Genomic DNA, 13,098 nt, shown 5'->3' with positions numbered 1-13,098 from the left:
ACGGACAGGAGGCCAGAGGAGGTTGGCCGCCACCGTGCGGGCCACCAGTCACCTCATCCGCCTCTTCGAGCCCGGACGCGCCTTCGACCGCTCCCGGAACCGCCTCGGCTGACCGGCGACCAACGAACAGGATTCAGGAGACCAGGCCCTACCCGTACCCGGTGTGGGGGCGCGCTCCTCCCCCACACAACCCGAGAGCCGCCTGGGCACCTGCACCCCGCAGGCCCACCGGAGTGGGCTCATCTCCGCGTACCTCTGCGTGCCCGAGACACACAACCAACCACCGACACCGTCGGCGGCGTCTTTTAAGACATGTACGACCCACAGCGGCGCCCTGTCTCGCCACCGACACCATCAAAGAACAACGCCACCGAGTTCCTCAAATGGACCCTCATCGTGTTCGGCGGAGGAGTGGCCGCACTCTTCATGCTCGCCGGATGCATCACCTTCGTGGCGGTACTCAGCAGCACCGACACGAACACGCCCTCCTCTGACGGCCCCACTCAGCGTGAAAACCCCGGGACACAGACCACAACCGACACCGGCACCAGTGAGGTGGACATACCCGGGGTCGGAGACGAAGTCACCGCCGGAGACTTCGCGTACACCGTCACCGACCACACCACAGCCAGCGAAGTGACCGGACCGATCGACACTTTCACCGCCGATGGCCGTTACGTCATCGTGCACATCACCGCCACCAACAACGGCACCGAACCCGACTATTTCGAAAACCACGGCGTCACCCTCTACGACACCGACGGGCGGCAGTTCGACCACGACTCCGACGCCACCATCGCCCTGGACGAGGGGCCGTTCCTCGGCAAGATGAACCCCGGAGAAACCGGAGAGTTCACCGTCGCCTTCGATCTGCCCGACGACAGCGACCCCGAGCGGGTAACCGTCACCAACAACCCGTGGTCAGACGATTTCGACCCCGCGCCCATCGCCCTGAACTGACACCTGCTCTCACTCCGTGCCCGACCTACGCCGCAGCCCCAGAGTCAGCACGGAGGCACCCCAGAGCAGAAGGACGGCCAGGATTCCCAGCCGCGCCACAGGAGGCCGCTCGGCCACGGTGTAGGACTCCCCGCCCACCGCCACCTCCCAGACGCACACCTGCCCCGGAGGGAACCAGGACGAGTCGCTGGTGCCGTACAGAGAGGTTCCGGCCTCCAGCAGGCAGGACGACGGGCCGCTGGTGTACCACTCGAACCCGAGGAGGACGCACCAGACGAGCGTCACCAGAAACCACAGAGCCGCCCACAGAACGAACATGTGGTTTGCGGGTTTCCGTTTGGTCAGAGCCCTCACCTCACCTTTCTTCCGAGTTTCGGGGCGGTGCAGATCAGGGCAACCGCCGCTGCCGTGTCCGGTTCGGAGGAAGCAAGCACGCTCGAGCTCACTCACACGCGGTGGCCTCAGCCGGAACCAAGAACATCTGTGGGGTCGCGTGCGGTGCGGTCGCTTCCAGTCACCGGGCCCCGGCCCTGTCCGGAACGAGAAGGGCATCCTGCACCTGGTCCCACCTCACCCGGAAGAGCCCGCCTTCCTCCAGGTCCTCGACGACGGCGGCGATGCTGCGCAGGTCGAATTCGTCGTCCACCGGAACACCTCCGTCTCGGTGATGGGTGACCAGCCCGGTCACGTACCGGCGTAGCGCTTCGACCCCGGCCCGAGCTGCCTGACGGGCCTGTGCGTTCCAGCGGGCGTCATGTGGGATCCACGCGGCGATGACCTCGGTGGGGGTGGGGGCGTTGCGCAGCTCGGTAGGCATATGACCACGGTAACGAGCCGAACGGGGAAGGTGGTGGAGGTGGAGAAGCAGGTCAGGCTTTCAGGGGGTCGTCTGGTCCATCCCCGCGTGCGCGGGGCTCACCACCTGGCCAGCGTCCTGAGAGAGCGGTTCAACGGTCCATCCCCGCGTACGCGGGGCTCACAGTTAATGACCTGCAACAACGCAGAGCGTTATCTTCGCGTGATCTCACTCGGGCAGCCCGTACGCCCAAGCATACGAACATCCGAAGGCCCGGAAGGCTGCAACTCCTCCATCGGTACGAGCCGACCCGCCGGGACCTCCCCCGAAGCACTCAGGCGGACCCCGGGGCGGGCAGGCGGCGCAGACGCAGTGCGATGAGTCCGGCCAGGGCGGTCAGCGTCAGGGCCAGAACCACGGTGCCGTTCCAGCCCACCGCGTCGTAGACCACCCCGCCGAGCCACCCGAACAGGCTGGCGCCCAGGTAGTAGGCGAGCGTGTAGAGGGCCGTGGCCTGGGCGCGGCCGGTCACTGCCCGAGCCCCCACCCACGCCGAGGCGGTGGCGTGGGCGCAGAAGAACGCGAAGGTCAGCAGGAGCAAGGTCGCCAGCAAGAGGATCACCGAGGTGGTGAACAGGCCGCCCAACCCGAGAAACAGCATCAGGGTGGCGGTGGTGAGCACCCCGTACCTGCCCCAGCGCAGGGTGGCCGAACCGGCTATGCCCGAACCCAGCATCCCGGCGGTGTAGGACAGGAACAACAACGAGGCAACCGCCTGGGACAGGCCGAAGGGCGCGTCGGTCAGTCGGAACCCCAGCACGTTGTACACGGCCATGAAGGCACCCATGAGCAGCAGCGCCTGGGCGTAGAGGGCGGGCAGACCACGGGTGGTGAGGGCGGCACGCAGGCGCTGGCCCATCCTCGGTTCCGCCGGGCCACCGCTGCGGGTGGCGGGGACCGTCTCGCGTCGGCGGGGCAGGACCAGCACGAACACGGCCAGGGCGACCAGGCCGAGAAGGGTGTTGGCGGCCACCCCCCACTGCCAGCCGCCGAGGTCGGCGGCGAACCCGGCCAGGAGTCGCCCGGCCATGCCGCCCAGGGGGTTTCCGGCGATGTACAGGCCGGTGGCCCTGGGCGCGTCGGCGGGGTGGATCTCCTCGGCCAGGTAGGCCACGGCCGCTGCGGAGACCCCGCCCAGGGCCGCGCCCTGCAGGGTGCGCAGCAACAGCAGGACCCACAGTTCGGTGGCCAGGGGTGCCGCGACGCCCAGGAGGATGGCCAGGAGCAGGGAGAGCGTGATGACGCGCGCCCGGCCGACGCGGTCGGCGACCCCGCTCCAGAGCAGGGTGCACCCGGCCAGGCCGCCGGTGGCCAGCGAGACGGTGAGCGCGGCCTGCCCGGCGGAGGCCCCGAACCCCTCGGCGATGGCGGGCAGGATCGGCTGGACCGACCACAGTTGCGCGAAGGTGGCCACGGCGGCGGCCACGAGGGCGATGACCGTGCGCCGGTAGGCGGCCGTGCCGGCGCGGGGGCGCGGGTCACGGCTGGTGGAGGTGCTGGTCACGGTCATGCCTCAACGCTAGAAAGCGTCCTTTCATACGTCCAATGCATGATTTCACGTTGTTGCATACTGTTTCGTATGGATGTTCCTGAGGTGGACACTTTGGCCGGGATCCTGGCCCCCCGATTGCGGATGATCTCCGCGGTCGCCGGTACCGAGCACGTCACCCACGCGGCGGAGTCGCTGGACATGCCCCAACCCACACTGAGCAGGGCTCTGGCCCGGTTGCAGGAGGAGCTGGGGATGGCGCTGGTGGAGCGCACCGGCCGGGGGATCCGGTTGACCCGGGCCGGTCGTCTGCTGTTGCCGCACGTGGAGCGCGCGCTGGACGACCTGCGCCAGGGGGTGGCCGAACTCACCGGGGCCGAGGAGGGCCGGGTGGCGCTGACGTTCCTGCCCACCCTGGGCGTGGAGGTGGTGCCGGTGCTGCTGCGGGGTTTCCGGGCCGAACACCCGGGGGTGCGGTTCACCCTGACCCAGGAGGCGTGGGCGCAGTCCCTCCAGCGCCTGTCCGCTGGCGGCGCGGACCTGGCGCTGACCTCGCCGCTGCCCTCGGGCCAGGGGTTGGTGTCGGCGGTCCTGCACACCCAGTACCTGCGCCTGGTGGTGCCCGAACACCACCCCCTCGCCGGGCGGGGACCCGTGTCTCTGGCCTCGGTGCGCGACGAGTTCATCCTGCTCAAGCCGGGGCGCGGGGTGCGGCACCTGACCGACCGGCTCAGCGACCGGGCGGGGTTCACCCCCCGGGTGGCCTTCGAGGCCGACGACATCGCCACGGCGCGCGGCCTGGTGGCGGCGGGTCTGGGGGTGTCGGTGCTGCCCGCCCGCCCCCGGGGGCCGCTGGGCGGGACGGTGGAGCTGCCGGTGCGCGACGGGGACGCGGAGCGGCCGGTGGGGGTGGTCTGGCCCGAGCAGGGGTCGGGCGGTGGCTACGAGCCCCCGGCGGTGGCCCTGTTCCGGGACTACGTGCGCCGGGTGGGCCCGAAGGTCATCCCCGACCTCACCGGCTGAGTTCGTGGCCTTGGCCGGGCACCACCTCGGCGGTGTCCGCCAACGGCCGGGGCCGGTACACGAAGGTCACCAGGACCACGGAGATGATCATCAGCAGGAACCAGGAGACGAGCTTGGACAGCGACACGAGCTCCCACCCGTCCGCCTGGTTGGGGTAGATCCAGGCGCCCGCGGCGGTGGCGATGTTCTCGGCGACCCAGATGAAGAAGGCCACCCCGGTGAACGCCGCCAGGATGGGCATCCTCCGCCAGGGCCGGGCCCGGTGGATGCGGAACTGCATGGTGCAGCGGGCGTAGAGCACCACGATCACGGCCAGCAGGACCCAGCGGGCGTCGAAGACGTAGTGGTGGCCGAAGAAGTTGGCGTAGACGGCCGCGCCGAGCAGGGCGGTCGCCCAGCGGGCCGGGTAGCGGTCGAAGTGCAGGTCGAACAGGCGGAAGACCCGGACCATATAGGAGCCGACCGCGGCGTACATGAACCCGGTGTACAGCGGCACCCCGGCGATCCACAGCAGGCCGTCGCCGCCGTAGTGCCAGGAACCCACGGAGGTCTTGAAGATCTCCATGACCGTGCCGACCAGGTGGAACAGCACGATCACCCACAGCTCGCGGCCGCTCTCCAGGCGCAGCAGGAGCATGAGCGCCTGGATGGCCACCGCCCCGATCACCAGTGCGTCGCTGCGGGAGAGCGCTGCGGCCTCGGGGTACCACAGGTGGGTGGTGACCAGCAGTACCAGCATCGCGGCGCCGAAGACGCAGGCCCAGGCCTGTTTGACCGTGAACACGGCGAACTCCAGCAGGAATCCGCCAGCCCCGCCCCGGTCGGCCAGGGACTCCAGGCGCCGGCGCGCCCAGGAGTCGAGGCGCTGTTCGACGGGGGTGAGGGACCACAGGCGTTCACTTGGCATGCGCCCGATGGTACAAATCCTCCGGCTCCGTTTCGTCCCGGCCCTCGACCCGCGACGTCCCCGGACCCGGGGGGACCCGGGGGTGGAAAACCCTTTGCGGGCGGGCGCCGCCGCGGCCAGGATGAATTCCCATGAACGCTCATCCGGACCCCGCCGCGGCCTCCGCTCCCGAGGCGTCCGCCCGCCCCGTCGCCCTGGTCACCGGGGTGGGACGCACCGTCGGTATCGGCGCCGCGATCGCACGCCGTCTGGCCGACTCCGGCTGGGACGTGGCCCGCACCCAGTGGACGCCCTACGACGAGCGCATGCCCTGGGGCGTACAGGCCGAGGGCGTCGACACCCTCGGCGCCGACCTGGCCGGACGCGGCGCGGCCACCGTCGCCGTCGAGGCCGACCTGGCCGACCCGGCCTCCCCCGCGCGCGTCTTCGACGAGGTCGAACAGCGGTTGGGTCCGGTGCGCGCCCTGGTGGTGTGCCACTGCGAGTCGGTTGACTCCGGGCTGCTCGACACCACGGTGGAAAGCTTCGACCGGCACTTCGCGGTGAACGCACGCGCCCCGTGGCTGCTGGTGCGCGAGTTCGGGCTGCGCTTCGCCGGGGAGCACGGCAGCGGCCGGATCATCGCCCTGACCAGCGACCACGTGGTGGACAACCTGCCCTATGGGGCCAGCAAGGGCGCCCTGGACCGGATCGTGCTGGCCTCGGCGCGCGAGCTGGCCCACCTGGGGGTGAGCGCCAACGTGATCAACCCGGGCCCGGTGGACACCGGCTGGATGCCCGACCGGGTGCGCGAGCACTGCACCGAACACACCCCGCTGGGGCGCCTGGGCACCCCGCGCGACACCGCGCACCTGGTCGACTTCCTGTGCTCGCCCCAGGGCGGCTGGATCAACGGGCAGCTGCTCAACAGCGACGGCGGCATCTCCGCCTGACCCGGCGGGGCGAGGAGGCCGACCAAGAGCGGAACAGGGTGGAACGGGGGTTGCACCGGTGCGACTCGAACGCGGGGCGACCGGATTCCGGGACCGTGGCGAAGCGGAGCTCCCGCGGACGGACCCGGCCGCCTTCCGCGGCGCGTGCTGGGAGGCCGCGCGCCGGGCCGGCGGAACGGTTGGCGGATCGGACTGCGAGAGGGTGGCCGACTTCCTCTCGGCGACGATCAGGTGCGGCGCCCGCGAGCACGTGGTTCTGGGCCACCCGCACCTGATGTTGGTCGCCTTCGCAGACGCACCGGTGGTGGTCGGCGGACCGGCGCCGGTCTTCACCGACCCGCCGGAGTGGGCGGAGGCTTTCGAGCTCCTGGGCTTCGGCTGCCTGACGGCCGAAGAGCTGGGCACGCCCGTCTCCGAGGCGGATCTGGGCGCGCTCTCGCGGGCCGAGCACGCCCAGATCCGGCACTGGCGTCCGGACACGGTGGGCGAGCTGCTGTTCAACTCCTGGGACTGAGGGGCACAGGGCTACCGCAGGTCGTCTCCCGTGCCCCTCGGGTTCCCGACCGGTCGTGTTCCCGGCCGGCCGGGTCGGCGGGATCAGAACGGGTAGCGGGCCGGGTCGGCCTGCATGGTGATCCACTGGGTCTCGGTGAAGGCCTCCAGGTTGGCGCGGGTGCCGCCGAAGCGCGCTCCGGTACCCGAGAAACCCACCCCGCCGAAGGGCGCCACCGCCTCGTCGTCGACGGTCTGGTCGTTGATGTGCACGATGCCGCTGGGGATGCGGTCGGCGATCTCCATGCCGCGCATCGGGTTGGTGGTGACCACGCCCAGGGACAGCCCGTACTCGGTGGAGTTGGCCAGCTCCACCAGTTCGTCCACGGAGGAGAAGCGCACCACCGGGGCGACCGGGCCGAACACCTCCTCGGCGTAGGCGGGGGTGTCCGGGTCCACCCGGTCCAGGACGGTGGGCCGGTAGTACAGGTCCTGGTAGGTGCCGCCCGCGCGCAACTGCGCCCCGGAGGCGACGCTGCTGGTGACCAGGTGGTGGATCCTGTCGCGCTGGCCGGCGTCGATGATCGGCCCCAGCGCGGTGTCGTCCTCCTCCGCACTGCCCACGGTCAGGGCGTCGGCCTTGGCCGCGAGCCGCTCCACGTAGGCGTCGGCGACCGACTCATGCACCAGGTGGCGGCCGGCGGTCATGCAGATCTGGCCCTGGTGCAGGAAGGAGCCCCAGGCGCCGATGGAGGCGGCCTGGTCCACGGCGGCGTCGTCCAGGACGACCAGCGGAGAGTTGCCGCCCAGTTCCAGGTGGGCGCGCTTGAGGTGGCGGGCCGCGGCCTCGCCGACCTTGCGTCCGGCCGGGGTGGAACCGGTGAAGGAGATGACGCGCACGTGCGGGTCGGTGACCAGGGCCTGGCCGGCCTCGGCCCCGCCGGGCAGTACCTGCAGCACCCCCTCGGGGACCCCGGCCCGCCGGAAGACCTCGGCCAGGACGGCGCCGCCGCAGATCGCGGTGCGCGGGTCGGGTTTGAGGAGGACTGCGTTGCCCAGGGCCAGGGCCGGGGCGACCGAGCGGATGCCCAGGATGAGGGGGACGTTGAACGGGGCGATGACCCCGACCACGCCCGCCGGGACCTGGCGGGAGAAGCTCAGGCGGGGCTTGGCGGTGCGCAGGATCTCGCCGTGCGGCTGGGAGGCCAGTGCGGCGGCCTCGAAGCACTCCCCCGCGGCCACGTGCACCTGGAAGCCCGCCATCCCGGCGGCTGCCCCGCCCTCGCGGCGCAGCCAGCCGATGACCTCCTCCTGGTGGGCCTCTGACGGCGGCGCGCTCCTCGAAGGAGGTGGCGGCCCAGTCGCGCTGGGCCGTGGCGGCGCGGGCGGCGGCCTCGCGCACGTCCTGGGCGTCGGCGATGCCGGTGCGGCCCAGGATCGCGCCGGAGGAGGGCGAGACGACCTCGGCGTCACCTCCGCTGGCCGGGGTCCACGCCCCGGTGAAGACGGCGGACGTGTACTCCTCGGCGGCGAACAGGCTCACGGTGTGGCTCCTTAACGGGTGTGGTGTCGCGGGGCGGGGTGGCTGTGCGGGCGGTTTGCCAGCGGGTCGCATCGGGCGAAACGGAGTCGAACACCCACATGCGTACGCCTTGCGAACATGTGTTTTTAGAGCGAACCTAAGTGCTCGCGATCACCGGGTCAAGGACGAATCAGGGCCATACCCCGTGTGCAGCGAGGACTCGAACGGCCTGGGTCGGACAGGGTTCCTGCGAACAGGGCAGAACCAACGGGGGCCGGAGCGGAAGACGGGTTTGCGGGGCGCCGTGAGGACCGACACGAAAACGGGGCCCCGGCTACACCGCCGAGCCCCAGAGCAGGATAGGGTAGCCTAACCAACCTGCCACGCGGAGGGGATCCCCCGGCGGGATCCCCGCGTGCGCACAGCACAGCAGTGAGCACCATCCGATTGGACGTGGTCCCGTGCGGCTTCCCACCGCCCCCGACGGTCGCCGGGGTTGTTCCGCCCTGGCGCGCTACACCGACGAACAGATCGCGGGCACTGCGGGGCGCACCAGCGGCTGGCTCCTGGTCGAGCACAACGGCCCCTGGCGCCACCCGGCCTTCACCAGCCCCGGCCTGGACAGGACCGTGGTCTCCCGACTGGCCGAGCGCATCACCGGGCACGACGTCAAACCCCAGCTGATCAAACGCCCCGGAGCCAGCGAACGCACCCGTGGCGACGGCCCGCTGCGCGCCTACTTCGTCCACACCAGCCGCACCCACCCCTGGGCACGGCGGGTGGACTTCCACGACCTGGCCGAACTCCTGGCCTTCGACGTCACCGCCGTCGAACGCCCCGAACCGCCCTCCTTCGGCACCCCGGTGGACCACACCCTCTACCTGGTGTGCACCCACGCCAAGAAGGACCCCTGCTGCGCGATGCTGGGCCGCCCGGTCGCCTCGGCCCTGGGAACGGCGGGCCGCGCCGAGGTGTGGGAGACCACTCACGTGGGCGGCGACCGCTTCGCCGCCAACCTGGTGGCCCTGCCCCAGGGCGTGTACTTCGGCCGACTGGAACCGGAGTCGGCGGCCCGCACCGTGGACGCCTTCGAGCGGGGCCTGGTCCTGCCCGAGAACTACCGGGGCCGCTGCACCGATTCCTCCCCCGCCCAGGCCGCCGAGGCCGCGCTCCGCGCCTGGCTCGGCGTCCCGGTGGGCGTCAACGCGCTGACCCACCTGTCCGAGGAGGAGACCGCGGACGGGGTCCGGCTCACCCTGGGGCACGGCGGCGGCCTGTACTCGGTGACCGTGGAGACGGTCGAGGGCCAGGAGTGCCCCACCACCTGCTCGGCCCTGTCCCCCACCCGGCCGGTCCACCACCGGGTGCGGGAGATCAGCCAGGAACTGCCCAGCGGCGCCCGCGGCTAGTCCCGGCGCCGTGGGGGCGGCCCGGGGCCGCGCACCCGGGGTGCCACCGCTTCCGACACCACGGGGCGGGCCCGGCCGGGCCCGCCCCTGATTCCCACCGGGGGCCGATCAGCCCCAGAAACCGAAGCTGTACAGCAAACCGTTGGTGGCGGCGACGGCCCCCAGCGCCAGCACCGCACCGGTCACGAACGAGGTCCGCAGCGAGCGCACCAGGAACTCCACCGACACCAGGTTGTTCAGGATGAAGTACCCCAGCATCGTGGCGTGCCAGAACGAGTCCATGCTCCACGGCTCGAAGTAGTAGGCCGCCCCGGTCCACACGTCGGCCTCGGTGGTGAACCACGACCACGCCAGCGCCGCGCCGTAGCCGAGCGGGATCTGGATCAGCGGGATGATCAGCAGCGGCAGTAGCTTGACGAAACTCCACAGGCCCGGCTGACCGGCACGGCGCGCCTCCGCCTGGGCCCGCCGCGCCGCCTCCTGCTCGGCACGCACCCGCTCGCGGTGGGCCCGCTCCGCCTCCTGGCGGCGCCGCTGCTCCTGCTGCTGTTCCTGGGCGCGGCGCTGCTGCTCCTGCTGGTGGCGCTGCTGTTCCAGTTGCCGCCGGCGCTGCTCCTCGGCCCGCCGGTACTGCTCCTGCTGCTGATTCTGCTGTTGACGCGGATCGGCCCGCTGCCCGCGGGGCCCGCCGTACAGGTCGGCGTAGGGGTCGTCGTCGACAGGGGCCCCCTGACCGTACTGCCGGGGTTGCTGGTACTGGCCGGGCTGGTGCTGCGTCGGCCGGTACTGGGCCGTGGGCGGGACCTGGCCCGGCTGTCCGGGGGCCTGCGTTCCGGCCTGTGCTCCCGGAAACTGAGCGGTGGGCTGGTAGGGGGTGCCCTGCTGCTGGCCGCCCAGCACCGAGGTCGCACCGTTCGCCGGGTCCTGGGTGCCGTGGCCGGTCTGCGGCACCACCCGAGTGGCCTGGTCGTCACCGAGGGCACCCGCCGCCGCGGCGCCGGCGGCGGCTCCGGCGGCCCCGCCCAGGGCCGCCGCACCACCGGAACCGAGCACCTCGGTGCGCTGGTGGCCGCCGGTCGCACCGGGGTCCCCCGCCGAGGACGCCAACGCCTTGTTGACCTTGGCCACCTGCTCGTGCACACCCGTCATCACCGCCGGGGGCAGCCAGGAGGGACCGACGTGCACGTCGCCCAGGTAGTCCAGGATCTCCCCCGGCCCCGGCCGCCCTCGGGCCTCCTTGGCCAGACAGGCCGCGACCAGGTGACGCAACGACTCCGGGACACCGGACAGGTCCGGCTCCCGGCTGATGATGCGCATGACCATCGTGGGCATGTTGCCCTCACCGAAGGGCCCGGTGCCGGCCGCAGCGAAGGCGAGCACCGCACCGTAGGCGAACAGGTCGCCGGCGGGCGTGAGTTCCGCGCCCTGCACCTGTTCGGGGCTCATGAACCCCGGCGTGCCGATCACCGACTGCGTCGCCGCGGTGCCGTCGGTGGCCCGCGCGATACCGAAGTCGATCACCCGCGGCCCGTCCTCGGCCAACAGCACGTTGCCCGGTTTGAGGTCACGGTGGATCAGCCCGACCCGGTGGATCTCGGCCAACGCCTCGGCCAGGCCGGCCGCCAGCACCCGCAGGCTCGCCTCCGGCAGCGGCCCGTGCGCCTGGACCGCCTCGTCCAGCGGCAGCGAAGGCACGTAGGAGGTGACCAGCCAGGGCACCTCGTCGTCGGGCCCGGCGTCGATGACCGGTGCGGTGAAGGCCCCGCTGACCTGACGGGCGGCGGTGACCTCACGGGCAAACCGCTGACGGAAGGAGGGATCCGTGGCAAGGTGTGGGTGGATGCGCTTGATCGCGACCGCTCGGCCGCCGGCCGAGCGGCCGAAGAACACCTGACCCATGCCCCCGGCGCCCAGGCGCCCGATCAGCCGGTACCGACCGACCCGCTCCGGATCAGTGCTCTCTAGCGGCCCCAACGTCCTCAACCTCCGGCTCTGCGGCGTCTTCCTACCGAACGGGGCCCCAGTCTAGGGCTTGGCACCCCCGCCCGGACCACCGTCACCACCCGTGGCCCCCGGCGGTGTCGCGGGGTTCGCACGGCCTCCGACGGAGCCCCGGAGCGGGGATGCGGCGCCCGGGTCCGGCACCGGAGTTCCCACCTGGCCACAGACGGCCAACTCCGAGGTACGCCGGTATCGGTGGCGGGGCCGCGCCTAGGGTCGAAGACGTCACCGAGAGGACTCCACAGCCATGCAGATTCTCGACACCCTGCGTACCGACACCCGACTGCGGGTGGCCAACGGTGTGTCGTGGCTCACCGCCCAGGGCGGGGACCACCCCAGCCGCCTGCTGCACTGGCCCTGGCGGGAGAACCCCTATCCCACCTACCGGAGGCTGCGCGAACAGGGCCCCCTGGTCTCCAGCCGGCTGCCCTTCCGGGCCGCCACCACCCGCGCCGCCGTCGACCAGGTGCTGCGCTCCCGCGACTTCGGCATGCTCCCAACCGGGCACACCGAACCCCCCGCACAGTTCAACACCGTCGACCTCTCCTTCCTGCAGATGGACCCGCCCGACCACACCCGGCTGCGCAGGCTCGCCCGGCCCGCGTTCAGCCCCCGCAACATGGCCCGGTACCGGGCGCAGATCACGCAGATCACCACCGAACTCCTGGACACGGCCCTGGCCCGCGGCGGGTTCGACCTCATGCGCGACTTCGCCCAGCCCCTGCCCATCACGGTCATCAGCAGGCTCCTGGGCGTCCCCGAACGCGACAACGCCGACTTAGTCCGTATCGGCTACGTGCTCGGCCAGGCACTGGACGGCGCCCGCTCGGCGCGCCAACTGCACCAGATCCGGGACGCGACGGCAGAATTGGAGCTGTTGTTCGAACGCGTGATGGCCGAACGCCGTGCCGACCCGCGCGAGGACGTGGTCTCCACCCTGGTCGGACAGGCCGACGAAGGGGAGTTGACCCCGGCCGAGCTGGGTTCGATGTGCCGTCTGCTGCTGCTCGCCGGATTCGAGACCACGGTGAACCTGATCGGGAACGGGGTGATGGCGCTGCTGCGCCACCGGGAACAGTGGGATCGGCTGGTCGCCGACCCGGACCTGGTCACCGGGGCGGTGGAGGAGGCCCTGCGCTACGACGCGCCGGTCCAGCTCACCGGGCGCTGGGCGCACCGGGACACCGACGTGCAGGGGGTCCGGGTCAGGGCCGGTGAACAGGTCATGTGCCTGATCGGTTCGGCCAACCGCGACCCGCGGCACTTCGAGGACCCCGACCGGTTCGACATCACCCGGGCCGACTCCGGTGAGCACCTGGCCTTCTCCAGCGGGATCCACTACTGCCTGGGGGCGCCGCTGGCCCGGCTGGAGGGCGAGATCGCGCTACGGGCCCTGGCCCAGCGGGCCCCGGGGCTGGGTCCGGCCGCGGCACCCGACCGGCGCGCGACCATCACGGTGCGGTCCCTGTCCGCCTTCCCGGTCACCACCGGGTACAGGTAGAGGGCA

Annotated in this window: 11 protein-coding genes and 1 pseudogene; 6 read left to right on the top strand and 6 right to left on the bottom strand. The window is 71.7% G+C overall.

Annotated elements, in window-relative coordinates; genetic code table 11:
- Positions 1-312 precede the first annotated feature (312 nt).
- Positions 313-960, top strand: coding sequence for a DUF4352 domain-containing protein (locus ACUKCB_RS06050; RefSeq protein WP_473039486.1), 648 nt, complete (start codon positions 313-315; stop codon positions 958-960).
- Between the two features lie 9 nt (positions 961-969).
- Here ACUKCB_RS06050 and ACUKCB_RS06045 read toward each other — a convergent pair whose 3' ends face one another.
- The 3 genes from ACUKCB_RS06045 to ACUKCB_RS06035 all read right to left on the bottom strand — a co-directional run bounded on the left by ACUKCB_RS06045 (position 970) and on the right by ACUKCB_RS06035 (position 3,326).
- Positions 970-1,278 (bottom strand): hypothetical protein, encoded by a 309-nt coding sequence (locus ACUKCB_RS06045; RefSeq protein WP_473039485.1) that lies wholly within the window; start codon positions 1,276-1,278, stop codon positions 970-972.
- Between the two features lie 196 nt (positions 1,279-1,474).
- On the bottom strand, positions 1,475-1,777 hold the full coding sequence (locus ACUKCB_RS06040; protein ID WP_473039484.1) for a hypothetical protein: 303 nt from the start codon (positions 1,775-1,777) through the stop codon (positions 1,475-1,477).
- A gap of 313 nt (positions 1,778-2,090) precedes the next feature.
- Complete coding sequence (locus tag ACUKCB_RS06035; protein ID WP_473039482.1) at positions 2,091-3,326, bottom strand: MFS transporter; 1,236 nt, start codon at positions 3,324-3,326, stop codon at positions 2,091-2,093.
- Between the two features lie 69 nt (positions 3,327-3,395).
- Between ACUKCB_RS06035 and ACUKCB_RS06030 the strand changes: the two genes are divergently transcribed.
- Entirely contained in the window at positions 3,396-4,328 is a 933-nt protein-coding gene (locus ACUKCB_RS06030) for a LysR family transcriptional regulator (RefSeq protein WP_473039480.1), read from the top strand.
- Here ACUKCB_RS06030 and ACUKCB_RS06025 read toward each other — a convergent pair.
- Positions 4,318-5,235, bottom strand: coding sequence for a DUF817 domain-containing protein (locus tag ACUKCB_RS06025; protein ID WP_473039478.1), 918 nt, complete (start codon positions 5,233-5,235; stop codon positions 4,318-4,320). The two genes, ACUKCB_RS06030 and ACUKCB_RS06025, sit on opposite strands and share 11 nt — an antisense overlap.
- 131 nt (positions 5,236-5,366) lie before the next feature.
- Here ACUKCB_RS06025 and ACUKCB_RS06020 point away from each other — a divergent pair, with 131 nt between their 5' ends.
- Positions 5,367-6,167, top strand: coding sequence for an SDR family oxidoreductase (locus tag ACUKCB_RS06020; RefSeq protein ID WP_473039477.1), 801 nt, complete (start codon positions 5,367-5,369; stop codon positions 6,165-6,167).
- 58 nt (positions 6,168-6,225) lie between these two features.
- Positions 6,226-6,681 carry a hypothetical protein gene (locus ACUKCB_RS06015; RefSeq protein WP_473039476.1) on the top strand — a complete coding sequence of 152 codons (456 nt, stop codon included), beginning with the start codon at positions 6,226-6,228 and terminating at the stop codon, positions 6,679-6,681.
- 83 nt (positions 6,682-6,764) lie between these two features.
- On the opposite strand, the pseudogene ACUKCB_RS06010 reads toward ACUKCB_RS06015, so the two are convergent.
- A pseudogene (locus ACUKCB_RS06010) lies at positions 6,765-8,202 on the bottom strand (benzaldehyde dehydrogenase).
- Positions 8,203-8,642: 440 nt separating this feature from the next.
- On the opposite strand from ACUKCB_RS06010, the gene ACUKCB_RS06005 reads away from it, so the two are divergent.
- Entirely contained in the window at positions 8,643-9,590 is a 948-nt protein-coding gene (locus ACUKCB_RS06005) for a sucrase ferredoxin (RefSeq protein ID WP_473039475.1), read from the top strand.
- Between the two features lie 108 nt (positions 9,591-9,698).
- On the opposite strand, the gene ACUKCB_RS06000 is transcribed toward ACUKCB_RS06005, so the two are convergent.
- Entirely contained in the window at positions 9,699-11,564 is a 1,866-nt protein-coding gene (locus ACUKCB_RS06000) for a serine/threonine protein kinase (RefSeq protein WP_473039473.1), read from the bottom strand.
- A 274-nt stretch (positions 11,565-11,838) separates the two neighbouring features.
- Here ACUKCB_RS06000 and ACUKCB_RS05995 point away from each other — a divergent pair, with 274 nt between their 5' ends.
- Positions 11,839-13,092, top strand: a complete 1,254-nt coding sequence (locus ACUKCB_RS05995) for a cytochrome P450 (RefSeq protein ID WP_473039472.1) — start codon at positions 11,839-11,841, stop codon at positions 13,090-13,092.
- Positions 13,093-13,098: the final 6 nt, after the last annotated feature.

Source organism: Nocardiopsis moroccensis (assembly GCF_055763695.1).
Note: the sequence above shows the minus strand (reverse complement) of the source record. Positions and strands in the feature narration are given on the sequence as shown.

Bases quoted from the DNA above. Each gene is read 5' to 3' on its own strand.
- ACUKCB_RS06020 (WP_473039477.1), top strand. From the start codon at position 5,367: ATGAACGCTCATCCGGACCCCGCCGCGGCCTCCGCTCCCGAGGCGTCC.
- ACUKCB_RS06050 (WP_473039486.1), top strand. From the start codon at position 313: ATGTACGACCCACAGCGGCGCCCTGTCTCGCCACCGACACCATCAAAG.
- ACUKCB_RS06035 (WP_473039482.1), bottom strand. From the start codon at position 3,326: ATGACCGTGACCAGCACCTCCACCAGCCGTGACCCGCGCCCCCGCGCC.
- ACUKCB_RS06030 (WP_473039480.1), top strand. From the start codon at position 3,396: ATGGATGTTCCTGAGGTGGACACTTTGGCCGGGATCCTGGCCCCCCGA.
- ACUKCB_RS06045 (WP_473039485.1), bottom strand. From the start codon at position 1,278: ATGTTCGTTCTGTGGGCGGCTCTGTGGTTTCTGGTGACGCTCGTCTGG.
- ACUKCB_RS06040 (WP_473039484.1), bottom strand. From the start codon at position 1,777: ATGCCTACCGAGCTGCGCAACGCCCCCACCCCCACCGAGGTCATCGCC.
- ACUKCB_RS06025 (WP_473039478.1), bottom strand. From the start codon at position 5,235: ATGCCAAGTGAACGCCTGTGGTCCCTCACCCCCGTCGAACAGCGCCTC.
- ACUKCB_RS05995 (WP_473039472.1), top strand. From the start codon at position 11,839: ATGCAGATTCTCGACACCCTGCGTACCGACACCCGACTGCGGGTGGCC.